The sequence below is a fragment of the Nostoc sp. genome, from assembly GCF_036917095.1.
Classification (GTDB): domain Bacteria; phylum Cyanobacteriota; class Cyanobacteriia; order Cyanobacteriales; family Nostocaceae; genus Nostoc.
The window spans coordinates 506878-533698 of record NZ_JBALFH010000044.1 but is presented as its reverse complement, the minus strand read 5'-3'; the positions used below and the strand labels follow the sequence as shown (position 1 = coordinate 533698).

General features: G+C 39.0%; 20 protein-coding genes. 7 read left to right on the top strand and 13 right to left on the bottom strand.

All coding sequences use genetic code 11. From position 1 onward, the window contains the following. The 3 genes from V7L01_RS26835 to V7L01_RS26825 form a co-directional block, all read right to left on the bottom strand. Positions 1 to 327, bottom strand: a complete 327-nt coding sequence (locus tag V7L01_RS26835; protein ID WP_335040220.1) for a DUF433 domain-containing protein — start codon at positions 325 to 327, stop codon at positions 1 to 3. A gap of 73 nt (positions 328 to 400) precedes the next feature. Then, entirely contained in the window at positions 401 to 922 is a 522-nt protein-coding gene (locus V7L01_RS26830; RefSeq protein WP_335040218.1) for a GNAT family N-acetyltransferase, read from the bottom strand. Between the two features lie 217 nt (positions 923 to 1139). Then, the gene (locus tag V7L01_RS26825; protein WP_335040216.1) at positions 1140 to 2006 is read right to left on the bottom strand and encodes an aldo/keto reductase; all 867 of its coding nucleotides are present in this window, start codon (positions 2004 to 2006) and stop codon (positions 1140 to 1142) included. A gap of 160 nt (positions 2007 to 2166) precedes the next feature. On the opposite strand from V7L01_RS26825, the gene V7L01_RS26820 reads away from it, so the two are divergent. Beyond that, positions 2167 to 2928 (top strand): hypothetical protein, encoded by a 762-nt coding sequence (locus V7L01_RS26820; RefSeq protein WP_335040214.1) that lies wholly within the window; start codon positions 2167 to 2169, stop codon positions 2926 to 2928. Between the two features lie 265 nt (positions 2929 to 3193). After that, positions 3194 to 3457, top strand: a complete 264-nt coding sequence (locus V7L01_RS26815) for a DUF3146 family protein (protein ID WP_069070640.1) — start codon at positions 3194 to 3196, stop codon at positions 3455 to 3457. 55 nt (positions 3458 to 3512) lie between these two features. Here V7L01_RS26815 and V7L01_RS26810 read toward each other — a convergent pair whose 3' ends face one another. The 3 genes from V7L01_RS26810 to ntcA all read right to left on the bottom strand — a co-directional run bounded on the left by V7L01_RS26810 (position 3513) and on the right by ntcA (position 6450). Further along, positions 3513 to 3968 (bottom strand): pre-16S rRNA-processing nuclease YqgF, encoded by a 456-nt coding sequence (locus V7L01_RS26810; protein ID WP_335040212.1) that lies wholly within the window; start codon positions 3966 to 3968, stop codon positions 3513 to 3515. Between the two features lie 151 nt (positions 3969 to 4119). Beyond that, complete coding sequence (locus tag V7L01_RS26805; RefSeq protein WP_335040210.1) at positions 4120 to 5610, bottom strand: DUF3084 domain-containing protein; 1491 nt, start codon at positions 5608 to 5610, stop codon at positions 4120 to 4122. A gap of 168 nt (positions 5611 to 5778) precedes the next feature. After that, the gene (gene ntcA / locus V7L01_RS26800; RefSeq protein ID WP_017652326.1) at positions 5779 to 6450 is read right to left on the bottom strand and encodes a global nitrogen regulator NtcA; all 672 of its coding nucleotides are present in this window, start codon (positions 6448 to 6450) and stop codon (positions 5779 to 5781) included. 381 nt (positions 6451 to 6831) lie between these two features. Here ntcA and fabI point away from each other — a divergent pair, with 381 nt between their 5' ends. From fabI to V7L01_RS26775, 5 genes are all read left to right on the top strand, one after another. Next, positions 6832 to 7608, top strand: coding sequence for an enoyl-ACP reductase FabI (gene fabI, locus V7L01_RS26795; RefSeq protein ID WP_335040208.1), 777 nt, complete (start codon positions 6832 to 6834; stop codon positions 7606 to 7608). Positions 7609 to 7675: 67 nt separating this feature from the next. Further along, on the top strand, positions 7676 to 8317 hold the full coding sequence (gene hisB / locus V7L01_RS26790) for an imidazoleglycerol-phosphate dehydratase HisB (protein ID WP_335040206.1): 642 nt from the start codon (positions 7676 to 7678) through the stop codon (positions 8315 to 8317). Positions 8318 to 8470: 153 nt separating this feature from the next. Continuing rightward, on the top strand, positions 8471 to 9457 hold the full coding sequence (locus V7L01_RS26785) for an ABC transporter ATP-binding protein (RefSeq protein WP_335040203.1): 987 nt from the start codon (positions 8471 to 8473) through the stop codon (positions 9455 to 9457). Between the two features lie 507 nt (positions 9458 to 9964). After that, positions 9965 to 11434 carry an SLBB domain-containing protein gene (locus V7L01_RS26780; protein WP_335040201.1) on the top strand — a complete coding sequence of 490 codons (1470 nt, stop codon included), beginning with the start codon at positions 9965 to 9967 and terminating at the stop codon, positions 11432 to 11434. Positions 11435 to 12449: 1015 nt separating this feature from the next. Further along, positions 12450 to 13886: a right-handed parallel beta-helix repeat-containing protein gene (locus tag V7L01_RS26775; RefSeq protein ID WP_335040199.1), complete on the top strand. Its 1437-nt coding sequence runs from the start codon at positions 12450 to 12452 to the stop codon at positions 13884 to 13886. Positions 13887 to 14566: 680 nt separating this feature from the next. Here the strand turns inward: V7L01_RS26775 and V7L01_RS26770 are convergent. The 7 genes from V7L01_RS26770 to V7L01_RS26740 form a co-directional block, all read right to left on the bottom strand. After that, positions 14567 to 16792 carry a GumC family protein gene (locus tag V7L01_RS26770; protein WP_335040198.1) on the bottom strand — a complete coding sequence of 742 codons (2226 nt, stop codon included), beginning with the start codon at positions 16790 to 16792 and terminating at the stop codon, positions 14567 to 14569. 532 nt (positions 16793 to 17324) lie between these two features. Then, on the bottom strand, positions 17325 to 18518 hold the full coding sequence (locus tag V7L01_RS26765; protein ID WP_335040196.1) for a glycosyltransferase family 4 protein: 1194 nt from the start codon (positions 18516 to 18518) through the stop codon (positions 17325 to 17327). A 167-nt stretch (positions 18519 to 18685) separates the two neighbouring features. Then, positions 18686 to 19774, bottom strand: a complete 1089-nt coding sequence (locus V7L01_RS26760; protein WP_335040194.1) for a glycosyltransferase family 4 protein — start codon at positions 19772 to 19774, stop codon at positions 18686 to 18688. A 136-nt stretch (positions 19775 to 19910) separates the two neighbouring features. After that, on the bottom strand, positions 19911 to 21137 hold the full coding sequence (locus tag V7L01_RS26755) for an O-antigen ligase family protein (protein WP_335040192.1): 1227 nt from the start codon (positions 21135 to 21137) through the stop codon (positions 19911 to 19913). A gap of 338 nt (positions 21138 to 21475) precedes the next feature. Then, positions 21476 to 22531, bottom strand: a complete 1056-nt coding sequence (locus tag V7L01_RS26750) for a glycosyltransferase family 2 protein (protein ID WP_335040189.1) — start codon at positions 22529 to 22531, stop codon at positions 21476 to 21478. A 7-nt stretch (positions 22532 to 22538) separates the two neighbouring features. Further along, on the bottom strand, positions 22539 to 23972 hold the full coding sequence (locus V7L01_RS26745) for an oligosaccharide flippase family protein (RefSeq protein WP_335040186.1): 1434 nt from the start codon (positions 23970 to 23972) through the stop codon (positions 22539 to 22541). Positions 23973 to 24361: 389 nt separating this feature from the next. After that, positions 24362 to 25804 carry a sugar transferase gene (locus tag V7L01_RS26740; RefSeq protein ID WP_335040184.1) on the bottom strand — a complete coding sequence of 481 codons (1443 nt, stop codon included), beginning with the start codon at positions 25802 to 25804 and terminating at the stop codon, positions 24362 to 24364. Positions 25805 to 26821 lie beyond the last annotated feature (1017 nt).

Here is a 26821-nt window from a genome sequence, read left to right as displayed (position 1 = left end):
TTAGGCTACCTCATTTCGTTCAATAGCTAGTTCGATTTCATCGGGATGAGCTTCTGCATATCCCCAAGCATAAGCTAAATCTGTCGCTGTAATGGTTGGATAGCTCGTCAAAAGGTCAGCATCACTATATCCAAGACGACGAGCTTCTACAAGTACCCAGACGGGAATACGAGTTTTAGCGATGCGAGCATCCCCACCACAGACTTTAGGGGTTTTCTCAATTCCTTGCCAATTACTACTGAGACTTTGAGCAAGTAACTGAATAGCCTGCACTTTTTCACTAGGACTGAGGGCAAGAAGTTGTTGTTCTAACTCTTTGAATGTCACGGATGTAAATCCTCTAATATTTTGGAAGGTTACATTTACAATTTTATTTGTTCGCGTGCAGTGACAACTAGAACTAGACACACCGCCAGGCTTTCCACTCGTGCTCAAGGATAGCGTAAAGAAAATTATCGTACCATCTGCCTTTGATTAACTCTTTTTCTCGTAGATGGCCCTCACGAAGCATACCAATTTTTTCTAATACCCTTACAGAAGCGATATTCTCTGCAACACACCAAGACCAGATACGATGCATTCCCAGTTCTTCAAAACCGAACTTTAAAATGGCGTGTGCTGCTTCTGTTGCATAACCTTGTCCCCAATACTTAGTGTTTAGTTCATAGCCGATATTTGCTTCCCGCATTTCCAGGTCGTTTATACGGATACCACAATTACCAATAAGCTGATTTTCTTCTTTGAGGACAATAGCTAACTGAAATTTTGTCCGTGGTTGCTCTTTTTGCTGAACGATAAACATCTGAACAAACTCGCAAACATCCTTCTGCGTGCGGTGTGTCCAATAGTTGTAACGCAAGTAAAAAGGATCGGATTGATAAGCGAAAACCGCCTGCCAGTCTGCCTCTACAAACTCACGCATTAGCAAGCGGTCTGTTTCTAAAATCATGTATTTTCTCTATGTGCTTAATGCAGGCAATCTAGGAATTTTAAGTTTTACATTTTACACTACACAAAAACGCAAAGAATTTCTTAGTGTCTTTGCGTCTTTGTGGAAGATTTAAAATAGTTTATGCAGCTAAACAAGCCACGGAAATCTCAGGCAACTTTTACCACATCTACCTTAGCCAGTGGAATAATTAGGTTGCCCCATCAATTTTTTGCACTTCATCATCAGATAGTTTCACATTGATAGCTTGTGCTGAGTCTTCAATGCTGGAAACCTTGCTAGCACCAGGAATTGGTAAAATAGCGGGCGACTTGGAACGCAACCACGCCAAAACAATATTATACACAGACACGCCTTTTTCTTTAGCTAACTGAGCGATCGCTGGGATATCTTGCAAGTCCTGATGGCGACGCCTACCACCAAAGGGACTCCAAGGCAAAAAGGTCAATCCTTGCTGTTCGCAATACTTCAACACGCCATCATTTTCTGGCTGTCGTTGCCAAGGGCTATATTGATTCTGCACTGAGACAATATCTACCACATCCCGCGCTCGCTGAATTTGTTCAACGGAAAAGTTAGAAACTCCCACAAACCGAATCAAACCTTCCTCCACTGCTTCTTTCACAGGTGCAAGGGATTCTTCAATGGTGTACTTTGGATCGGGAGAATGGTATTGCCAAATATCGATAGGTTTAGCACCACCCAACGCCTCAAAACTGACTCGAATTGTTTGGCGCAAATGTTCTGGGTTGCCGTTGCTTGTCCAGTTGCCATTGGGACGCATCAACCCGCCTTTAGTTGCCACAATTATTTGGCTAACATCGCCTTTGTAACTAGTAAGCGCCTTATGAATTAGTCGCTCGTTGTGGTGCTTATCTGACTCATCTTTGCAGTAAGAGTCGGCAGTGTCAATAAATGTAATACCCAGATCCAAAGCACGATGAATAACTTGGATTGATTCCGATTCGGGAGGACGATTAGAAATTGACATGGGCATACCACCCAAACCGATCGCACTCACAAAGATACCAGTTTTTCCTAGTTGTTTGGTTTCCATGTTTCTAGCTATAGCTTTCTGCACCAATTATCTACCAGCTAGTCAAAGATTTTTTAGGGATTCCTCATAAATCTTCCCTAGTACTTAGACTTGGCGATAAGTGAATGGGCTACGAAGGGAATACTCTACTTAGGGGGTAAGTATTCTATACCAGGCACCGATGAAAATTGTAGAGGAAACCCGTACCAGATTGCAGCTAAAGCATCGACCACTCAGACACTGGTTCAGCGGGTGGTGCATTTTTACTGTCTGTTTGAGCTTTTTAATTTACTGCTTAGTTTTTGATTCTGCTTCAGTTAGTCTCAATTGCACTCGACCTTCACCAAACCAAATTAACTGTGAATTGAAGCGGTTTAACTTGGTGGGAAGCATGAATAAACTGAAAATGTTCGATCTCCAAGAAGCATACATTCTGACAAAGACTGGTAGCAAAGGATCGAAAACTTATCAAGTTATGATTGTGACACCATTTGGAGAATTTGCTTTGCTGTCACATGTTAGCTATGAAGAGAATGAAAAAGTGGCTTTTAAAATTAACGATTTTATCAACTCTGGGCAAACTTCTTTATTAGTGCAGCAGAATCAACGAGATTATCTATTTTTCTTGAATTTATTTATATTGATTTTTATGGCGATCGCTGTTTATTTTGCAACATCACCTGTAACTATCTGCACTTTTTACAAAAGTATCGATAAGGTATTTATCGAGCGAAAAAGTATTCGTGGCAATCAAGTTATAGAACATCCACTAGAAAATATTATGCGTTTTGATATCCAAGAAAAGCAATATAAATACTCTAAGCTTTATCGAGCTATAATTGTTATAAAATCTTACCAGGAAATTCCAATTAACCCACAATACACTGATGAAAAAAGCATCAGATATGCAGTTTCTAGGATACAGTTATTCCTAAAATATTAACCAAAATTATTCCCAAAACGTCCCGCTGTGCCTTGAGACTGAAGTTACAGGGTTACAAATAAAGCCTGATTCGGTAGGCTTTTCGCCATTAAGTCCATGCACATTATAGCCGCAACTTCAGAATACTGTAGTCATCCGACTTATTAACACAACCTAGTCAATTAGAAATACCCACTTTGTCAGTTTGTCTAATTAAGCTATGTTTGGTAAATAAAATAAGTAGCCTACACGATCGGCTGTTATTCCACACTTGACATAAAGCATTGTGAGTGCAAAACGTCTGCCAGAAACCATTGCCCATGTCAGAATTACCCGCCAATCCTGGCAACATGGCTTCCTTGAAGGCGAAGTGAGTGCGGGTGAGTTTGAGTGGCATTTCCAGTGGCATTTTCGCCGGGGAGAACTTGCCGTCAAGCCTTCCCAAGGTCGCGCCTTAATCAAAGAACCCCTCGGTCGATTTTTGGAGCAACAAGATTACCAGCTAGAGCCTGGAGGAGATTATGCTTTTACTATTCGGGCAGAACTTTAAAAGTTAGAAGTTTGGAGAGACGCGATTAATCGCGTCTGTACAACGATCTAATTTTTCACTCCTGACTGCTGAGTGTTGATTCCGTGAGGCGATTCAAGTATCTTTCGATTAAGAGGATGGCAACAATGTCATCTATGGGTCTTGGTGGCTGTCGCAGACCCTGTGGCAATAGTTTTATTAGCCCTTTAGCTGGGTACATTTGCCAATAGCGATCGCGTGCTTCTAAAGTTGTGTAGCGCTCATCCACTAAAATAATACTCAACGGTTCTGTCAATTCCTGATATAATTTCTGTCTCCACTCCTTGGCTGTAGTTTGGTCTCCCATCACCATCAAAGAGATAGGAAACTTTTGACGCAGTGTCTCAATGGTAGCGATCGCCTCCTTTGCTAGGACGACCTGATGATAATACAATTGCCGATCCAGTCCCATCACCGCTAAACCACACTTATCTCGACCTGGATCAAACCCTAATATCACTGGTTGCGTTGGTGAAAATTCACGGAAATTCATAATAAATTCAAAATTAAAAATTAAGAATTAGAAATGTACCCTTACAAATATCTTCCTACGCGAACGTAGAGAAAAAATGCAATCACACCAATTATTTTGGCTGCTGTTCAATATGTTTAAATCTTACTAATAACAGTGTGCAAATAATTTTTTAAGTACTAAAAATGATTTGTCCGTTGACTATTGCCACTAATTTTACTCTCAATGGCCCGGCTGTATAAGTGTCCTCTGCTGCGATCGCTTTGATTTCCAGTGGTTGATTGTACTGCCTTAGTTGGCTGACAAAGCGTAAGAAAGTCCCCTCTACTTGCACATTTTCGACAATTCCGGCATTACGGGCACGAAATTGCGAAGCAGAAATCAGTATTTCCAGCCGCTGCTGTAATTGATAGGATGTCATGCTTTTGGAATCAGCAGTAGTTGTGGCCAGCACTGCGCCTCCCGAAAAAACCAGTTGATTGCGGGCTGTATCGGTGAAAAATTCTATCTGCTTTTCTCCCCTGACGTAATTACCAGCCGAGAAAATTCGCACCACGTATTCTTGACCATCGCCAATTTGCTTGCTCAATTGGTCAACTCTATCCTGGGTCACCCGCAGTAGCTCTGCATTTGCAGGATTTGCCCCAGGCTCACTTAATTCGAGGCTAGCGTTGCGATTGGCTTCTTGTAAAAGTTGTATCACTGCCTGACGAGCAGCAGCAGGTTGGGTAACACGAACTACAGCAGCAGATAGAACTTGACCGCGAACTAAGGCCAGCTTACCAAGACGCAGGTCGCGGTAGGACTGATAATATTTTTCCAACCTTGCAACTTCCTGTTCTAGTTGCTCCTGTTGTGCTTCCAATTCTTTGAGGCGCGATTCTCGTTTGGCAATCACTTGCTCTCGCGCTGCAACTTCTATATTACGCTTTTGAATCAGTTGATCGAGTTGGGCAATTTTGCGATCGCGTACTTCTATGGCTTCTTGACGGTTAGCAAGTTCGCGATCGCGTTTTTCAATCGCTGTTTTGGCTTCGTCAATGGCTTTTTTAGCTTCAGCATACAGTCGTTGCCGCTCTGTCTTCAGTAGTTCAACTGCTGCCTGTAGCTCCTTTCTCTGGTTGTAAACGCTTTGTAATTCAGCTATGGCTTTTTGGTACTGAGTTACAACTTGTTCTAGCTGGCCTTGTGTGCGTTGGAGTTGAGTTTGAGTTTGAGCTTGTTGACTAATAGTGCGGTTCAACTGAGCTTGTGTTTGGCGTTGTTTGGCATTCGCCGCCTGCAAAGATTGATTGATTACCTGCAAGTCTTGTTGTGCTTTTGCTTGGGCAATTCTTGCTTGGTTTAGCTCGCTCTCTACCTGACTTTTCTGAGTTTCTGCGGTTTTTAGCTGTTCCCGCTTCTGTCTGAGGTCTGTTTGAATATCTTCTAATTCAAAGACTCCCTTTCGCAAGCCTTCGTCGGCAGCGAATAAAATTCCTAGTGTTGATGCTGAAATCAAACCGCCCGTAAAAATAGTTACCAGTACAGCAGTATTTTTCGGACGAAGGTTAAAAAGTGAGAGGCGGGCTTTGCCAACTCGTGTGCCGATGCGATCGCCCACGGTTGCAATTACGCCTCCCAGAATTAAAATTGCTGCGATGAGGATGTATCCGGTGGTCATCTTTAGCTACCGAAATCCTTCCAGATACAGCCTACTACTTTTAAGCATTGTCTGTGGAGAACTGGAAATTGGCAATAGCTGAAATTACTCAATTTTAGATTTACCTCTAGCTATTAGTGTCATTTTTCAAAATACAACACGCGCCGATTCCCCTTTCTCCAATTGATTTTATGTGAATTGCCTACTTAAGGTAACAGGTTTGTGCACAGTAATTTTCTTTTTGTGAATAGAAATCATCTTTTTTTCACGTAAATCCCCTAGTAGCCTAGTAACGGTAACACGAGTTGAACCAATTGCCTCTGCGATCGCTTGATGAGATAACTTCAGATCGATAGTGATCCCATCTGCACAAGGAACCCCAAAATCCCGACAAAGAATTAGCAAAAAACTTACCAACCGAGAACCCATATCTCGGTGAGCGAGAGTTTCAATCATCATCTCTGTTTGTAAAATGCGCGAAGACAGACCTCGTAGCATTAACATTGATAATTCTGGATTTTCCTTGAGTGCTTGCTCCACTTGTTCAATTGGTGCTGACAGTAATTCCGCAGGCGTAAATGCAACCGCATGGTAAAACCGATCTGACTTATTTCCTGTCAGCAATGACAATACACCAAAAACACTATTTTCCCGCAGCAGCGCTACCGTTATTTCCTCTCCTGCCTCGTACACCCTGGAAAGTTTAACAGCGCCTTTCAAAAGAAAATAAACTCGTTCGGCAGGATCGCCAGGAAAAAAGATCGTTTTATTGCGTTCAAACGTTTCCACAACTGGCGGAAACGCCCCGGTCGCCATCTGACGAAATACATTTGCTAGGGCTTTATCTTGTGTCACGATCATCTCCCTTCCCCTACCCAATGCCGGAAAAACAAAAACTGATTACCTAAGAATACACCTGAAAAATGAATAAAGCACCGTCAACCTTTCTGTACTTTCCTATACTCAAATTCATCTCTTCATAACTGTTTGTTTATAATGATACATAATTGTTGATCCTTTCAGCTACTAGTTGTTGATAAGTAGTTCCAATAGCTGTATTAAAAAGGGTTTTTTAAAGAACAAATAAAGATATCTTGAGAAAATCTTTAGGAAAAATCAAGATTTTTACACGCAGTAAACACTCTTAGCAATATTCATTTTTACAAATCCTGTGTAAAACAAAGACAAAACGTGCCTCAGATTCTAGTATGCTCCTAATGATCGATCGCATTAACAATTTCTATGCTAAATCTGACTGGAAAAAATGCCCTTGTTACAGGTATTGCCAATAACCGCTCGATCGCCTGGGGCATTGCCCAACAGCTGCACCTCGCCGGAGCAAACCTGGGTATTACCTACCTGCCGGATGAACGCGGCAAAATGGAGAAAAAAGTTGCAGAATTGGTAGAACCTCTCAACCCCAGCTTATTTCTTCCCTGTAATGTTCAAAATGACGAACAGATTCAATCTACCTTTGAAACAATCCGCGATCGCTGGGGAAAGCTAGACATCCTCATCCATTGTCTTGCCTTTGCCAGCAAAGACGATCTGACTGGAGATTTTAGTCAAACCTCTCGTTCTGGCTTCAACACCGCCTTAGAAATTAGTACTTACTCGCTGGTGCAGTTAACTGGTGCAGCTAAACCTTTGATGACAGAGGGAGGTAGTATCGTCACTTTGACATATTTAGGTGGTGTCAGAGCAATCCCTAACTATAATGTCATGGGAGTTGCCAAGGCGGGGTTAGAAATGAGTGTACGTTACCTAGCCGCCGAACTAGGGCCGCAAAATATCCGCGTGAATGCCATTTCCGCAGGCCCCATCCGGACTTTGGCCTCTTCAGCGGTAGGCGGAATATTGGATATGATTCATCATGTAGAAGAAGTAGCTCCCCTACGACGCACCGTCACTCAGTTAGAAGTCGGCAATGCTGCCGCTTTCTTATGTAGTGATTTGTCCAGCGGCATTACCGGACAAGTGCTGTATGTAGATGCAGGATATGAAATTATGGGAATGTGACGCGATAAAGTGAGAAGTTAGGAGTTAAAAATTCATAGCTCCTAACGTCTAACTCTTTCCATTCCCCATGCAAACAACCAATCACCAAGTTAATTCAAACTACGATCGCTCAACTAAAACCCCTCGGATTGCCACTGTTCACCGCACCACAGGTGAAACCGATGTGCAAGTTACCATCAATCTGGATGGTAGAGGAGCTTGCACGGCAGCAACGGGTGTTCCGTTTTTGAATCATATGTTGCATCAAATTGCTTCCCACGGGCTGATTGATATAGATGTCCAAGCCAAGGGAGACTGGGAAATTGATGACCACCACACCAACGAAGATGTAGGCATTACCTTAGGCCAAGCTTTGAACCAAGCACTGGGCGACAGAAAAGGCATTGTCCGCTTTGGTAATTTTCTTGCACCACTGGACGAAGCCTTAGTTCAGGTAGCGCTGGACTTTTCTGGACGCCCTCACCTCAGCTATGGCTTGCAAATTCCTACCCAGCGGGTAGGAACCTATGACACCCAACTCGTGCGCGAATTTTTTGTGGCTTTGGTGAACCATAGCCAAATGACACTGCACATTCGGCAATTGGATGGCATTAATTCCCATCACATTATTGAAGCGACATTTAAGGCTTTTGCGAGGGCAACGCGGCTGGCGGTGGAAATTGACCCTCGTCGGGCTGGTGTAATTCCCAGTTCTAAAGGCGTTTTGTAAAGCTAGCCATAGTTAGTTACCAGCGCTGATTTTTATAGTGTTAATTTAGCTACTCTGTTTGCGATAATTGACACACTGCTCGGTGATGGTTATTATCAGCCTACCGGGTAACCTGTAATTAATACCAAGCTGGTAATTAGTAATTGAACCGAGATGAAGTCTGTTGCAGATGACCCTGATTCTCAACTTAATACGACAGACACTCCGCCAGTAGTCCTGACTTCTGAGTTACGAAAAGTCTATCGCACTGGTTTTTGGCTAAATCAAAAAGTCGTATCTCTCAAAAACTGTTCTTTAACAGTTTACAAAGGCGAAACCTTTGGGTTGCTGGGGCCAAACGGTGCAGGTAAAACCACCCTTTTAAAATTGTTGCTGGGAATTATTCGTCCTACCTCTGGACGGGGATTATTATTGGGTGAGCCACTAGGCGATCGCAGCGTTAAGCAACATATCGGTTATCTGCCGGAAAATGCCTATTTGTATGACTATCTCACGGGCTGGGAGTTTTTGCAGCTAGCCGCTGGACTATTCCAAATCCCCAAAAGTGTACAACGCCAACGTATTCCCCAACTGCTGGAATTAGTGGGTTTATCCCAAGCCGATGCCCGCAAAAAGCTGCTGCGTCGCTACTCGAAAGGAATGTTACAGCGTGTTGGTATGGCACAGGCGCTAATTAACGAGCCAGAATTGGTTTTTCTAGATGAACCGATGTCTGGTCTCGATCCGGTGGGACGCTACCAAATGCGAGAAATTATCTTGGCGCTAAAAGCCGCTGGTAAGACGATTTTTTTCAACAGCCATATTCTTAGTGAAGTAGAACAAATTTGCGATCGCATTGCCATCCTCGCTCAAGGTGAATTAATTTGCTCTGGTTCCCTTAATGAACTTTTAGGCGGAAAAAACACAACATATCATGTCAAAGGTCAAGGTGGTGACTGGGAAATTCTTAAAAAATGGATACCCACTGTCAGATTTGAGCCTGATGGTTCATGGCAAGGTACACTACAAGACAATTACTATGATTTCCTCGCCAGTCTTCGTCTCATGGATGGTAAAATTATTGCCATGAACTTGTCGCGTCACTCCCTAGAAGAATTTTTTATTCAACAAATTCAAAGCAAAAAGGACTCACTGAATTAGTCTTCTTGCTTATTGCCAAATAGTAAATTTGGGGTTGGCTTGAGGAACAAAACCTCAAAATTTATGCCTTTTTGAGTTTATCTTTCTCAAACCAACTTACCAAAAATCAAATTTCGACCTATTTTTAAGGTTATTTGTATTTATTTAATGAACTTGTTCATAATTTGGGTACTCATAGCAGATTTGAGATTGCAGTTTAAATAACATAAAATTGGCTTTTGCAAGAAAATTTTATTCGTAAGTACTTTATTAGTTGACAGAGTATTTACTGTATAAACTGCGTTTAGTTGCGTAAATCCTGTCTTTTTTGATAATTGCTCTATTCAAGTAGCGTTAACTTTAAATTAACTTCACTAAAAATTCAAATTCAATAAACAAATTTCCTCCGGAAAATCACAATTTTCGAGGAAAATAAGAGTGTCAGGGAACTTGAATACTTAGGTATAGTCAAAATAAAAATGTTTAGACAGTACTTTATTGATTGTAGTTTCAGAATCTCAGGTAAATATGCTTAACAGAAGTTTGTTTAAATTCCTAACTCAGCCAGTTGTGGGTGTGGCTTTGTTAAGTGCTGTCAATGTTGCTGTGCCATGTGTCAGTCTGGCTCAGGGACAACCATTACCACCAACTACAGAAACACCAAGCACACCAACACAATTAGATACTAATTATTCATTAGGAGGCGGGGATCTCATCCGTGTAAATGTATTTGAAGTACCAGAATATACAGGTGAATACCAAATTCCGCCAGGTGGAGCGATAAACCTGCCTTTAATTGGCAGTGTATCCGTTCTCGGACTAACAAGCGAACAGGCTGCCGACGAAATTGCCAGAAGATATGCTCGCTTCCTCAAACGCCCCTTAATCTCTGTCAATCTGTTATCGCCGCGTCCCATCAATATTTTCGTTGCCGGAGAGGTGACCCGTCCAGGAGCTTACACTCTAAACTTGAGCGGAGGTGCCGGGAACAATCCAGGCGTACAATACCCCACTGTATTAGCCGCATTAACAACAGCGCAGGGGGTGACTTTAGCTGCGGATGTGACTCAAGTTCAATTACGGCGTAGAATAGGACGTTCTTCAGAGCAAGCTGTCACCCTCAATTTGAAAGAACTCATTCAAACAGGCAAGTTATCGCAGGATATTACCTTGCGGGATGGAGACACCATAGTTGTGCCAACAGCAACCAACTTCAACGTGGCAGAATCTCGCAATATATTTGCATCCAACTTTGCCGCCAGTCAAACCACACCCCGCACAGTAACAATTATTGGTGAAGTTAACCGTCCCGGCTCGTATCTTGTCACCCCAGGTAACACAGATAGCCAAGTGGGCGCAACCCCTAACAGTGGCACTGCCAGTCCCACTGGTTTACCAAATGTGACACGGGTAATTCAACTCGCAGGGGGAATTACAGCACAGGCTGATGTTCGTAATCTCAGGCTACGCCGACCTACAAGAACTGGCTCAGAACAAACTATAGATATCAATCTTTGGCAATTATTGCAGAGTGGTGATGCCAATCAAGACATCATCGTGCAAGACGGAGATACGATTGTTATTCCAACGGCAACTGAAATTAACCCCGCAGAAGCTACTCAATTAGCTACCACTACTTTATCTCCTACACGCATTCAAGTTGGTGTGGTAGGCGAAGTTAAAAAACCAGGGTTAACAGACGTTCAGCCGAATAGCTCTTTAAATCAAGCTATACTCGCTGCTGGCGGATTTAATGATGCCAGAGCTAGTAGTAAAGCTGTTGATTTGATTCGCCTCAACCCTAATGGTTCTGTCACTAAACGTATAGTAAAAGTGGATTTCTCCGCCGGAATTAATGAGCAAACTAATCCTATACTCCGTAATAATGATGTTGTGGTAGTCAACCGATCTGGTTTAGCTAATACTGGCGATACCGTAAACACTATAACTGGCCCTCTAGGTGTTATCTTTAATCTTCTGAACTTGTTCGGACTCTAGTTTAATAGATAGATAGATGCAAATTGGGGGCGTTGGTCAACCCTCTTCGTCCCTCAAATAGCACTATCCTTGAATCAAAGCTTAATAGTCAAGAGTTAATATAGCCCAACTTAATCATTCGTGAGAAATAAAAATTTGAAAAACTTATAAATACGTATTTTTATCTTCGTATTTTCTCACGATTTAATTTAGATTTATATAAAACAACTATAGACTCATAAATGGGACTATTAAATTAACTCTTGTACTGCTTTTTAAGAGGCCGCAAGTCGCTCCACGCCCACGTTAAAGAATTGATTTTGTAATAGAGTTTTAGCCTTAACTGAACTGGTTTCCCCTTGGCATAAGGCGTAGCCCACCGGATTCCCACGAGGAATCAAGCTACGCGTAGAGTATATCTGTGACACGCTGCACGAACGCAGATAAGGTATCATTTCCTCCAAAATTGTGTTTTATATCCGCCATTATTAGAGAAATTTTTAGTAAAACTACTTGTTTACAAATGCTGTAGACTATAAAACTTTCACTAAAAATACTTAATCTACCTTGATATGCTTTTGCCAACTTTGTTGTAAGTACTCGGTTGGTTGATGATAATGAGAATATTTTACAAGGGAGAGACGATAAATCCTAGTCTATGCCCTATTTATAGTCATTTTATGATTCTTATTATCATAAGAATTATTTAAGTAAATTAATTGATTGATGACAGATATACTATCTTAACCACAGATGCCGCGTATACACAGTAAAATGATGTCGAATTGGAAATGACGCCATTTGTACGGTTGCTTGGTGTCCATTAATGGTATAACTCTGGATACTGATAATTTTTATCCAGTATTTATACCAAACAACTACCGTTGTTTATAATACAAGTTCAAAAGGCATCCCAGTCATATTTCAGCGAAAATTCGCAGGTGCAATCTTAAAAAACCGTGTATAAACTTAAAAACGGCAGTTACACGACCGTATCCAATACTGAGTTACTGATTAAGGCTAGAGCTACTGACTGTTGACGATTCAGTTTTTGCAACATACCCTATTTTTCCCTATGATGATTCATGGTTTAGGTTTTCTCAGTTTGAGCGCATCTCTTGTACTTCCCTGGGCATTAACAGGTCTAGTTCAAGGAGACAGGATAACAAAGTCTTTAGTTAACGATGTTAAAGATGTTCGTCAGTCATCCACCAATCAGGAGATGCCACTACCCAGCCGCAAGCTGATCAGTGCTATTCCAACTGCGACAAAATACTATGTTAGTGATACCGGAAACGACAGAAATAGCGGACTCACTACTTCATCTGCCTTTAGGACAATTCAAAGAGCAGCAAACCTGACTAACCCCGGCGACACCGTACTTATTATGAATGGGGTATACAAGAATACGGGTAAGACTGGATCGGTAATAGAGATTAAACGCTCTGGAAAGGCAAATGCATGGATTACGTATAAAGCATATCCTGGACATCGCCCGAAACTTCAATACAATGGATGGCATGGAATTTGGATTTACAATCGAGCCTCATATGTCGAGGTAAACGGTCTGGAGGTTGTAGGGAACAATGGCAATATAGACCGTGATTATGCGATGAGTCAGAAGTATAACGTATCTAACCCTAAGACGAATGGAAACTGCATTAGCATAGATGGGCGAAAAAGTGGTCAAACCCACCATATACGTCTTCTCAACAATAAAATACATGATTGTGGAGGTGGAGGCATTACGGTTATAGAATCGGACTATGTGACAATCGATAATAACGAGGTGTTCAATAGTGCTTGGTACTCAGTCTTCGGCTGTAGTGGAATTTCGCTGCTCAACAGTCGGAATTATGACAACAGCAAGAACTACAAGATGTTTGTGACCAGGAACAAGGTCTATAACAATCAAATGTTGGTTCCCTGGATTCAAAATGGAAAGTACCAAGACGGTAATGGCATTATTGTCGATCGTTCAAGAAATTATGGATACCGAGGGCGTACTTTGATTGCCAACAATATCTCATATAGAAATGGTGGTTCGGGCATTCATACTTATGAAAGTGATCATGTAGATATTGTCAACAACACAGCTTATTTGAATAACCGGACTGCGGGAAGTAATTCCGGGCAAATCATGAGTAATTATTCAAGCGATATCAAAGTTGTCAATAACATCCTTTATTCTGCGTCTAAGAAACCAATAAACCTGAATAATAGAAGTAGCAACGTTACTTTTAACTACAACCTTTACAACAACAATGGTTCTCGTGTAAGTGCTGTTGGCCCTAACGATATTATGGCAGATCCAATGTTTATGAATCCCTCTAATGGCGACTTTAGACTGAACCGGAAAAGCCGGGCAATCAATAGTGGTATGAGGTGGAATAATTTGACAACCGATATTCTAGGCAAGTCTCGTGTGTATGGTTCAGCATCCGAAAGAGGTGCATACGAAATGCAGTATTAGTTAACAATGACCTTTGCCAATTTACGAAGATTGACATAAAACAAAACTGAATGATACGTGCCTATTTTTGCGATCGGGTAAAAAAGCTCTAGGTTTTGCTTAACAGTCAATCACATGCTTATCTTGAGTCATTTTGGCAAAGAAATTGAGTTAATAATATGGTATTGGGTTGTATGACAAAATCCTGATTTATATAGAGTTTTTGTCTACAACCCATTGTTGTGACCCACATTCCGAATCTGATATAAAACCTTAATTTTAATGATGTAGCATAAATAAGCGGGTGGTAGAACCAAACTAAATGTACTCTCTTAAAAACTTCCCAAGAATTAATTCATGGACATTTAAATAATAATAATCATTGTTAAGAGAAGAAAGCGGTAGGTGTTGGCTGCCGCTTTTTTCTGTTTAAAGTACACATTAAAAATCTCCACTCGCGATCAACTATCGGATTCACAAGTGTGTTTATTTAAAATATTCCTCTTTTGTCACTTTCCGAAAACTTTTGGCATTTCTGAATTCTAGAGCTTTTTGACAACCTAGAATTTTCGCCAAATAACAAGGCGACGTTATTTTATTTGGATAAAGTCTAAATAAACAATCTGGGGTCAGAGGAACTACGAAATTCTAGTCAATGGTTTATTGATATGTCTTTCTGTAGCCCCTAAAGTTTAGATATTTTATTTTTTTGCAGCCTTAAGCTCTTTTGTCAACTCCCTTGGTTTAAAATATTCGTGATCGTGGTATAAATAACTACTAGACTCATTTTTATCAATGACTCCATTTACGACTAAACCTAAGACATTGTAATTGGATCTCTCTAACATCTCTTGAGCAGCGTTAGCACTGTTAGAATCAATTACCCCAGGGCGAGCTACTAACAAAATCCCATCAGTCATTTGGCTTAAAGTCAAAGCATCGGCTGCCAAAAGGAGAGGAGGAGCATCAATAATTACAAAATCATAGTTATATTGAGATGAAAAATTTTCAATTAATGATGCCATCCGTTTTGAGTCAAGTAAAGCAAGTGGGTTGGGAGGTCTAACTCCAGCAGTTAAAACATCAAGATTATCCATTACCTTAGATACAGCAACTTCAAATTCAGACTGACCTACAAGAACCTCACTCAAACCAACTTCATTGGTTAGTTGCCAGAGATGGTGCTGAGAAGGAATTCGCATATCTGCATCAATTAGTAAAACTTTACGTCCTAGTTGAGCGATCGCTGCTGCCAAATTAGCTGAAACTGTAGACTTGCCTTCTTTAGGAACTGCACTAGTTATCACGATAGTTTTAAGCACTTTATCTGAACTCAGGAATTTCAGATTGGCTTGAATCATCCGGTACATTTCGCTAGTTAAAGAGTAAGGCGTATCTCTGACTGCGATTTTTTGAGTTATTGATTCTACATTTGAATAACGGGAGCGAACCTTTTTAACAGACAAAGGAACAATTCCGAGTAACGTATATCTAAATACATCTCTGACTTCCTTAAGTGTTTTCAGAGATCTATCTCTCATGCCTAAAAAGAGAACAGTTGTAGTGGCCAAAAATAAACCGAACATTACTCCTAGCAGCAAAACAATAATTTTTTTGGTCACTACTGGCTTATCTGGCACTAAAGCCTCAGCAATAATCCGCGAGCTGGCTGTATTTGTATTCTCAACTAACTGTAATTCTTGAACCTTTTTCAATAGAGTTTGATATGTAGATTCTGCGACTTCAAGCTTCCGTAGTAACTCCTGCTGATTTTGTGCTAACTGGGGGATCATTTTCACCCGCTGTTCGTAGGTAGAACGAGAACTATATAGAGAGGAGAGTCTTTTAGCTAAACCAAAGCGCTCTATTTCTGACTGTAGAAACTTTTGGATCAGGCTTTGTCTGAGTTCTCCAATCTGCAATACGTTCTGCGGTAATTGTGTTTGATTCCCAACAGTTTGACCAATTTGCTGTTGCAGGAGAGATTTTAAGCTAGCTTTCTTTGCTTCTAGGTTAATAATTATGGGGTTGTCATCTAGGAAACGGCTACGCTCAATTGCTAGCTGCCGCTCGGTCTCTTGAAGTTGTGTAAGAACTCCTTGCACGGCAGGTGACTGACTGAGGGCACTGACAGCGATCGCTTCCTGAGAATTTAGCTCTACTTTCTGGCGCAGTTCATTGGTTTGGGCATTTACCTCGTCCAGTCGAGCCTTAACACTATTCATCTCATTGTCTAGATTTCCAATAGTCGTAACGGCTGACTTTGTCTCCTCGTCGAGATCTGCTATCTGATGCTTCTGTTTAAATATACGTAGTGCTACTGCTGCATTATTAACAGCCTCTTGAGTTTTAGGAAGCTGCCTCGCAATAAATTGACGAGTTGCTGCCGCCTCAGAGCGATTTGTCAGAATATCATTATCTAAATAGAGACGCATGATTGTGTTGACCACTGCCGCTGATTGTTGGGGGTCAGGGCTGGCATAGCTAATTCGCAATACATCCGTCCCACTAACAACTTTTAATACCAAAGATTTCCGCAGTTTTTCTACTTCTAGAGGTGTACCTTCTTGGTCTTTCAGTTGTAGTTTGTTTATTGTTCGCTGCAACAAAGCAGGAGAAGAAATAACTTCTATCTGAGTGTTTATCGGATTTTGAGTTGCTAGCAGCGATTTTAAATCTCCTGCATCTCCTCCTTCAGTATTAGTAGGTAAAAGATTAGATCCTACTACTTTAAAAGAAGGAATTCTAAATAACAGTTTTCCTTCGGCTTCATAGGAAGGCTTCATAAATTGTGTAGCTACAGCACTTAGCATTACTGTAGCTGCAAATATCGCAGTAGCAGGTAGCCACCATCGTTTCAATATCAATAAGTAACGATTAAGGTCTAAATCAATAGATTCTCTAGATTCCATAGATTTTTCTAACATAAATCTTCCAAAGTACAGGTCTTAAGCAAGAAACTAAAAATTGACTTAGAGAATGCACAAACCACTGCAATTGACAAGACTGATGCGATTTGACAATATGACAATAGTATAGACTATCTAAGTTACAAATTTAGTTCCTCTTCTGGCACAATAGTGCAATATCGTTGTATGCCATGCTAGTAAGCAAATAAGCAAAAAAATTGGTAAATTCGGGATTTGAGTTCAGTTAAAGGTGTGCTAACTCTCTGTCGTACTATATAAACCAACTCTTTAGCGCCGCTACATTTATTTATTTCTTTTTTTTAGCATCAGCCATTAAGATTAAAATTTATTTCTCGATTATTAAGGGCTTGATTTTTTTCCTAGAAGATTATATGACTATGGCTCTACCCCTTCTCAAATCGCTTATGCTTTCCAAATTTACTTAGTCCAGTAAAAAACTCACCCTCTAGTTAGTTTACGATTTTTGTCCATAGATATCTACTCATTACTCAGATTCACTTAATAGCGATTCCGAAATTTAAAGTAACTACTAGCTTTGCCAAATTTTATCATAAGCCTCTAACAGTTTCGGAGCTTGATATTGCCACTCAAGTATCTTCTCCATTCTGCGTCGCCCCTCGGCTCCTATCTTTTCTCTACGTTCAGGAGAATCTAGAAGCTCTAGAATTTTCTCGGCAAATTCCACCTCATCATTAGGCTTGGCATAAAGAGATGCTTCTTGTGCAGAACGTCTTCCCTCTCGCAAATCAAACTGGACAATTGCTTTTCCCATTGCCATGTATTCGAGGATTTTATTCATCGTGCAGTTTTCGTTATAAGCAGATGTTGGAGAAGGTTCTACACACACGTCGCAACTAGAAAGCCGCTCTAAAAGTTCTTCCCCTTGCTTAAACCCTGTAAATTCTACGAACTCAGTCACTTCTAACTCTTTAGATAAAGCCTTAAGTTTTTCAGCGGCAGGCCCACTACCGATTAGCATAAAGTGGATATCGGAGCGATTTTTTTTCTGGACAATGTAATATACCATTCTCAGGAGATAATCAATTCCCTCTGGTTCGCCCATAACACCCATGTACCCTATTAAGTACTTTTTACCTTTACGGTAATTGGGGTTTGGGGGCATTCGGCGAAAGCGCGAAAGGTCAGGCGCACTACGAACTACAAAGACTTTCTCTGGTTTCTTGTGGCCACGGGTAAGTGCTACCTCTCGGTGCGACTCGTTCGTTGAAATTGCTATGTCTGCTGTAGCATAGGTCAAGCGTTCAGCCCAGCGTAATCCATGATAAAAAATATCCCGCCGTTGATACTTAGCTTCATACATCTCCGGACTGAGATCGTGATGATCGAAGATAACCCATGTGCCATGAAATAATTTAAACCATCCTGCTACTAGAAAAAGTAAATCTGGCGGATTACAAATGTGGATGGCATCAAAACCACGTTCTCGCCATACCCGTTGAGCTAGACGAAATTGCCAGTTAATTGCCCAACTGTATTCTCGGAGATAGCCAATAACCGAACTTTCTTCCGGTGGTAGAGGATGACGGTAGATGTGAATCTGCTCAATAACTTCGTAGTCTTTTTCAAAGCCATTACCTGTCGGTGAAATTACAGTAACTTCATACCCAGCTTTTTGTAAAGTAGTAGCTTCCATCCACACCCGCCGATCAAAGGGAACTGGCAGATTTTCAACGATAATTAGTACTTTCTTAGGTAATGCCATAATAATCTCAATTCTTAATGAGTTTAGTAAAACACTGACTTGTCAATTTTAAAATCTGCCTTTTGTGGTGAAATTTTAGTAATACCTGGCAAAATTGGGTTGAATCACCTGTATATCTGCATACTTGTAGCTTTCAGCGTTGCAGTTGCTAGCTGTTTGTATTGACATTATTGAGGAGCTAAATTTAACACTGAACGATATAAATCAAGGAAAGAAACCCAGTGATTTTTGATATCAAGAGCAAAAACACTTGTTCTCGCCTTAGATCCTAAAGAAAGCCTCAAAGCCTCGTTTTCAATCAAAGACTTTACAGCATCTGATAACTGCTCAACATTGCCTGGATTAACGATTAATCCATTTTCAGATTGAGTAACTATCTCAGGTATTCCTCCTACTGGTGTAACTATGACTGGTAACTCCCAAGCCATTGCTTCCAGCATTGCTAATGGAAGACCTTCGTTATAAGAGGGCAAGACAAAAACATCTGCTTCAGTTAAAAGAATATCACGTTCATCCGATCCTATCCAGCCAGGCAATTGTATATAATTTTCTAGATTTAAATTCTTAACTAAATTGCGTGCTTGTTCTATATCTCCATCTCCTGCCATAATCATACTCGATCTGGTTTTATATTCAGTAGGCAAAAAAGAAAAGGCTTTGATCAAATCAAATGCTCCTTTACGTTGACCAATTCGTCCTAAAAAAAGTAAGTTCACTTTTCTAGAAACTGAACGGAGTGGAACTTCAACAGGCACTTTTACTGGATTGTAAAAAACTACTACTTGTTCGGGTTTCAGACCAAGGTTTTCTATGTAGAAGCTTTTCCAACTTTCGGATAACACAATTAAGCGTTGACACTTGCAAAATACCCAACTTAACGATTTCTGCATCCATTTTGCAAGTCCAGCGTAGAAAAGATGAAATTGGCTACCATGAGCATGAAAAATTATTGGCTTGTGAAATACCCAAGCTAAAAGTGCCATAATTGCTTGTCTAAAAACACTGCCGCGCTGTGAAATTTCAAGTTGAACAATATCAACTTCTTCCGTTATTAACATCCACATAAATTTCCATATAGCTTTCAAAAACACCATTACTTTGAATGCTATAGTTCCTTCATTGTGAGTAATAATATGACATATTTGCACTTCCGAAGGAGCATACTCCAAAAAAAGTTTCTCGTAACCGGAAATACCACCCTGCTGGAGTAAGCTAGGACCTAACATGATAATTTTGATAGTATTAGTTTGAGACATAAGCTGTAAGTTTTAAATAATTGGTCTATTTTTAATTAATGTATCAACGAAATCACAAGTTATCGTTTGATTAATTTTCCCAGATTCAACACTACCTAGACTTTTCCTAAAACAGCGGAAATTTATTGATTCTATTTTAAAAATTTGAGCGTGTAGAAAGTTTGCTTGATAATATTGCTGATACATAAAGTATCCATTCCAGACTATTTTGCTCTAACAATGAAGTTTCAGTTAGATTTGAAAGAATAATAAAAGTAAGATAAACTAAAAGCCATAAATTTTCGGATGTTTGATTCAACTTGATTAAATATATTGCTCTTAATAAATTAACAACGTACCCAATTAGAAAAACCGAAACTCCTAGTAGACCCAAGGTTACCCACACATCCAAAAAACCATTATGAGCATTAGGAGCATCCCATTGTATTCTTTGTATAACAATAGAATAATCACTATTCTGCTCTATCCAAAATGCTCCATAGCCATATCCTAGCCACGGTTTTTTCGCAATCATTTCCAACACAGCAGGCCATAATTCTGAACGTCCAGTGAGTGTTGTGTCCTTGCCTACTGAGCCTAGAATTGTATCAGCTTGTGAGATAAACCATGTATAAAAAGCTATACTAATGGTTGATAGGAAGGTTAGAATAGGTATCATTACTTTATATTTTAAATTTAAAATTCGAGAATAAATAAGAAAAGCTGCTGTAATGATTATAAAATTACCTAGAGATGTTGTTGATTTAGAGAAGAATACAAGTACTCCAGAAGTAACATAACCAAGCCATGAAACCCAGCGATTTTCTCCATTAGTCATAGCAAGAAAGAAAAATATTGCTCCACTAAGTACAAATCTCTTGCCAAGAACATTTTTCTGTGCGTATATTCCTCGCCAAGCAGCTGTGTCAATATCCGTTCCCATACCATATTGTGGGATTAATAGAACAAATAAAAAACACATTACTGCTGATATGCCAAACATGTATGCACATAACTTCAGTTGTTCTTTTAAGGTGTAGCGTGAAGCTAAATAAAGCCCAAAGAGCATTGTTCCTGCCAGACCAAAAACACGACGGATAGTAATATCTGAATCTATAGACCAAAAACTAGAAAATGCACAAACTAGAAGTAATACCCAAATAAATTTATCTTTTCTAAATACATAAGTAACCTTCTTCCAACGTAGAGTAACTAAGAAAAGGGTAACTATATAGGTAAAAGTGAAAAGCAACCGGAATATGGTTCTATCACCTTCTTTGACAGTGAATCCATCCGTGATAAACGGATCTAGTGGAGTTCCTGAATAGATCATCAAAAAAATTATGGTAACTAATTGTTCAGCGAAGATTAAAATTTTCCTCATTTTTTAGTAGATTTTGTAAAGGTCATCGTATAAATAATTAAATCAAACCAAAAATTTTTGATTACCGTCTGAGTCGATTTTGACAAATACTTTACTATCTCTTTCTATTCACTTCACTCACTTTTAATGAGATGGCTGTATTTTTGGTATATCATTGTTTTCATGAAGCCCGAAGACAGAAGCAACATAAGCTTAAAAACGTATAATTTAAGCACAGACATTTTCTATCTCGCACTATAGTTATAGCCACAATCCCATTTTCTAGTGGTATTAAAATTCACGCTTCAAGGTTTTTTGTAACTATTCTTGTCTTCTGCCTTTCTTTTGTGAAAAGCCTTTTATGTTTTAGACTTCTTGGCGAAAATAGAGCGAACTTGTTGCCTAAGCTGCTGAGGAAAGAGCCACATGGTTAAGTACAAGAATATATCAATCGGTCGGAGCTTGCCCCAGCGTAGAGCTTCCCACAACAAAGGAAAGAAGGCTTTCCAATCACCTACTAGGGAGGCAGAAGGAGTGATAATTGTTGCAATGAAGCCTGAATAAGCCTTTGGTGTTACTAAATTGCGGGTGGAACGAATCCAATCCAAGGAATATTGCCAGTCGTTGATATTACTTAAGCGCTTGATTCCCATTTCTGAATGCCAGATTGCCATAGGCTCAGGTACAAACTCTACTCCTACACCTTCAATAGCACTAACCCTAAGCAACCACTCCCAATCCTCGTGTCTATAAAATTTTTCTTCTAGAGGCATTTTTTGCACTAACTCTTTTTTCACGAAAATAGTTGAGGTTTGTATGCAGCCTTCTCCTTTAAAAAAGGAGTTACGCGCAAAAAGATATTCACTTAAATGTTCAGAGGTATTAGGTAGCCTTCTTGGACAAATAAACTCACCTTTTTGAGTTTGGGAAATGAAACGACTAGCGACAATTGGAAAATCATAAGGAGAATTCTTTGCTACTTCAAGTTGGCGCTCTAATTTTTGTGGAAGCCATTCATCATCATCATCTAAAAAGGCTATCCAAGTTCCTTTAGCTTCTCTCACGCCAGTATTTCTAGCCCCTGATGGCCCAACATTTTTTGGTAGTTCGATCACTCTCAATCTTGAATCGGCTATCTGAGATAGTACATTTACTGTTTCCCGATCGGGGCCGTCTACTATCACAATCACTTCAATTGATTGCAGGGTTTGAGTTAATGCAGTTTTGACACCCCTAGCAACAATTTGTGGTCTATTGCGTGTAGGAATCACGACACTAACTATTGTTTGGTTACTTTGATTTACCATTGGTGATTTTTGGGTTATTGGTTTTTCTGCTTGAAGATATTCAGTATTCATTGCTGTAGTTATTTGAAGATTTTCTAAATTTGCTATTTTAGAAGTAGGGTCGAGCATTGAAACTTCATCCCTTTTTTACAAATTTTTGCCATACAACATCAATCCCGCCTAAAGCATGAATACTCATCAAAATAACAAATAAAATATAGGATGAAGTTGCAACAATCAGAGTTAATAAAAAGTCTAAATTAATATTTTTTAAAATTAAAAATACACCTAGCATCAAAGTGCCGATTATAACTGGACGGCGAATTATTCGCCATAAATTTAATGGAAATAAGAGAGTATAGGTAAAGTAAACATACTGGCTAAAGCCAAGAACAGTCATTAGCAATGCCATTATAGCTGCACCTAGCAAATGATATTGCGGAACTAATAATACACCTGCCAAGCTTCCTAATGTAGTTGTAATAATTACTTCACGCAGGTTCACTATCTCAAAATGATTGGCTACAAGTACATAACATAGTGTACGTATGAACGGCAATAAAAGCAGTGATACTGCACTTATACTCAGCGCTAAACTTCCTTGAGCAAAGCTAGGGGTATATATAAAAACTAGTAAATCTTTGCCAAAAAATAATAATCCAAGGAACAAGGGTAATCCCATAGTTAGTAAAATTTCAACAAAGCTTTCAGCTATTTGCTGCTGCTTTTCCTGCCCTTGGCCTGCTACTTTCGAAAGTCTCGGGAACATTGCTACAGTTATACTGTTAGCAATAATCAAAAAGGGTTGTAGCAGTTGTACTATTCCACCAAAAAGACCTACTAAAAACTCATTTCCTAACAATGAAAGAATTAAGATTTGAATTCTGTTACTGACTACAGCCATTGCTTCAATAGCAATAAATGTTCGGGCATTTTTAATTGTATTACCTACAAAAACTCTATCAATCTGCCATTGGATTTTGACTAACCGTGCGATCAGAATCCATTCAATTACCAGAATTAATGTTTCCGACAAAAATAGTATCGCTCCCAGAGATTCAATTCCATACTTCAGTTGCATCGCCCAGATCATTATTATTAGGCGTAGGATATACACTGGGACTGTAGCAATGGCAATCAAATGCATCTTTTCTTTAGCTTGAAAAATTGCCTCCGTAATGTTGGAAAGTGCGAAAGGAATAATCGTTAAGCCCATGATGTAGCAAACAATAGAAGTTTTTGAATTATAGGGAAGTAAAAACACTACAATAACTAATGCCCCATAACTCAAAAAACTAAATATTAATTGCAACCAGGTACCACTCATTAAATAAATAGATGTTTTTTCTGGTTCACGAGCTAGTTCTCTGGTAAACAATACCTTTAGTCCTTGGGAAGCAATGCCCACAAACATAAAGTAGTAGCTATACGCTAGTAAATACTGCCCTAAAGCCTCAACTCCTAGAGTACGAGCAATAGCAGCGGTTAATACAAAGGCTGTAATGCTTTGTGCTAACCGATTCATTATCATTGAGAGGGAATTACTTATTAATTTGTACTTTTCTACCATTCTGAAATTATTAATCAGCCTATTTCGTTAATTTTGAATCAGCAATATCTATAAATCTCATGACTTACTTTTTTTGATATACTGCTATAAATTTTTTTTAGCTTTTCCATAGATAGATATCCAGTCATACGACTTCAGTGCAAAATGCATTTTTGTTTAGCTTGCTTATATCATCGCACGCTTGAGTGTGCCACTGATTCCAAGCAAGATGTATTAATCTTTTGGCTTGTAAATCCGAAAGATTTTACCCGACTTAAATAGGTAGTTTTTCACTCACTTAAGTAGAAAAATCTTTAATGCGTGAAAAATTTTCCTATCAAATCCAACCTTTGTATCAATACGTAAAACGCATAATGATTGCTGTCGGGTATGGTTTAGTTTTTGTTACCTTAGTAGGCACCTTCTTTTTTCAAAACTACCATAACTGTTTTAAGGAGAATATCAAAGTCTAAGCCAAGCGACCAATTTTCGATGTAGTTAAGATCGAGATTAATCACTTGTTCAAAATCTAAAATATTCGAGCGACCTGAGACTTGCCAAAGACCTGTAATCCCAGGTAAAACTTCATGTCGAATAAAATGATGTTCAGAAAACTTATCAACATCTCTAGTAGGTAAAGGGCGAGGTCCTACTATACTCATTTCTCCAAAGATAACATTAAAAAGTTGAGGTAATTCGTCTAAGCTGTAGCGACGGAGAAATTTTCCAATACGGGTAACGCGAGGATCATCTTTAATTTTAAAGATAATCCCATCTTTCGTTTCATTTAATGCCTCTAATTCTTTCTGTAATTTTTCTGCATCAGACCTCATGGTTCTGAATTTCCATACTTTAAACTGTTGCCCATGTAAACCTATACGGGTTTGCTTATAAAATACTGTGCCGGGAGAGTCCAGTTTTATAGCTATAGCTATAGCTATATAAATAGGGAAGGTTAACATTACAAATAAAGTCGCGAAGCAAAAATCACAAGTACGCTTTATCCAAAAATCTTTACCTGTAATTATCGGGCAATCCAAACTTAGACAAGGCATTCCTCCTATTTTATTAAATTCTACGTTTCTATAAATTGGTTTTAATTCCATTGGTAAAATATGTACTTGAATGCCAGATGCTTGAAATAACCAGCATAAAAACATTCTATTTTTTAGAGCATCCCAAGATATAAAAACTTCTGTTACACCTAATTCATTAAGTTGCTTCAATGTTTGTTGACGTTGATATCTATCTAATGAATTAGCATTAGCTGTTCCAGATACTATGTAATGTTTTTCTTTTTTTATAAAGCTTGCAATCTGCTCATGATCTTGAGGATCGCAAATAATAAATACAGAAGAACGAACTATTTTTTTCTGCTTGCGTAAATATTCAAGAGTAATATTTACAGCATATCTACCAGTACAAATAAATAAGATACTTAACAACCAAGATAATAATATTAATCTTGGGCGTGTAATATCAACAACTGGTTGATACAAAGAACAAACAAGGAGTATTAATCCATGAGCAAAAGTTAGCGATTTGATAATATTTAAATAGTCGTAGCGTTTTTGACCTTCTCGATAAATACCTTGGAGAGCTAGCGATCCTATTTGAATCCCAATAGTTATCAAAATGGGTAAATAATGACTCCGTATATCCCAAGTAAAATAGTCATAAGAAGATTGATATCCAGCTAAAATCCAAGCTAAGGATAAAAGAGTATAGTCGACTAAAAACAATGTTGTTAATCTCAACCACCACGAACCCTTACGTACCCTGACAAATGCAGATGCACGTAAATCCAAAGGCACTTCACTGAATTTATTTGTTGTAATGCTTTGATTACTCATAAGTTAGGAACACCTGGTGTAGTTAAAATTTGATGGAAACTTATATAAGACAAGTGGGGTATTTCACATTCATTTTTATTTCAAAGAAACCTGACTTTTGTAGTCTACTATTAACCATTTTCTTTGGAGTAACTTTAAGTTTTCGATCGGAAGTATCTTCCAGGGTCGGTTTGGGCGCGGTTACTACCCATATACTTAGCTTTTGTTGCAGGGTAGAATCCAGTTTAGTCTGGAAATTTTGAGCTTTGATACCGAAAAAAATTTGTTAATGAGTTAACTTATACTTGAATAAAATTTTTGATGTTAATAATTCAAGTAGGTCAGGTAAAAATATTAGAATTTTTAAGTTGCGTAATAGTTTAACTGAATTACTACAGTTTCATTGCAGAGTTGTACTTGTATGAAACAGTGATATCCCTTCCGAAAATACTGTAGCATGTTTAGCTAGACTAATTCAGCTTTGCTTAGAAATTCTCTATTTCTTTACGCATAATTACTGACTAACAAAACTTACAAACATAACTTACAGGAAAACGCATCAAAAGTTTGAATATTGTTACAAAAATTTACATATCTTATGTCGTGGTTAAACTTGGGTCAAGTTTCATAAAGCATTTCTAGAGAATTGCTTATAGCTTAATGATAATAAATTCTAATAAGTCAACAATGTTTGAAATTTGTGAGTCTTGTCATATCTGCATTATAGGCATTTTTACCTCCTGAGAAAGGATCGTTTTTTTAATCTAATTTTTTTGCCTCTATATATTACATTTTGGACTGTTCTAATCTTGTCTATCAAAAATTGAGGGTTGAGACCCAGTGGTAACACCATAAAAAAATCAACATTAGATTTGCTGCAAGCCTTTGTTTGTAGCCAAAAAGCTTGAATGGGTATTCGCTGCCAGAAAAAAACAAATATTTTGTCTGTATCTTATGTCACGTTGACACAGATACTAAGTCAATGTAATAGGTTTTCACCTTCTCTATAGTGAGATGAAACCCAGATGCTGAGAGTTT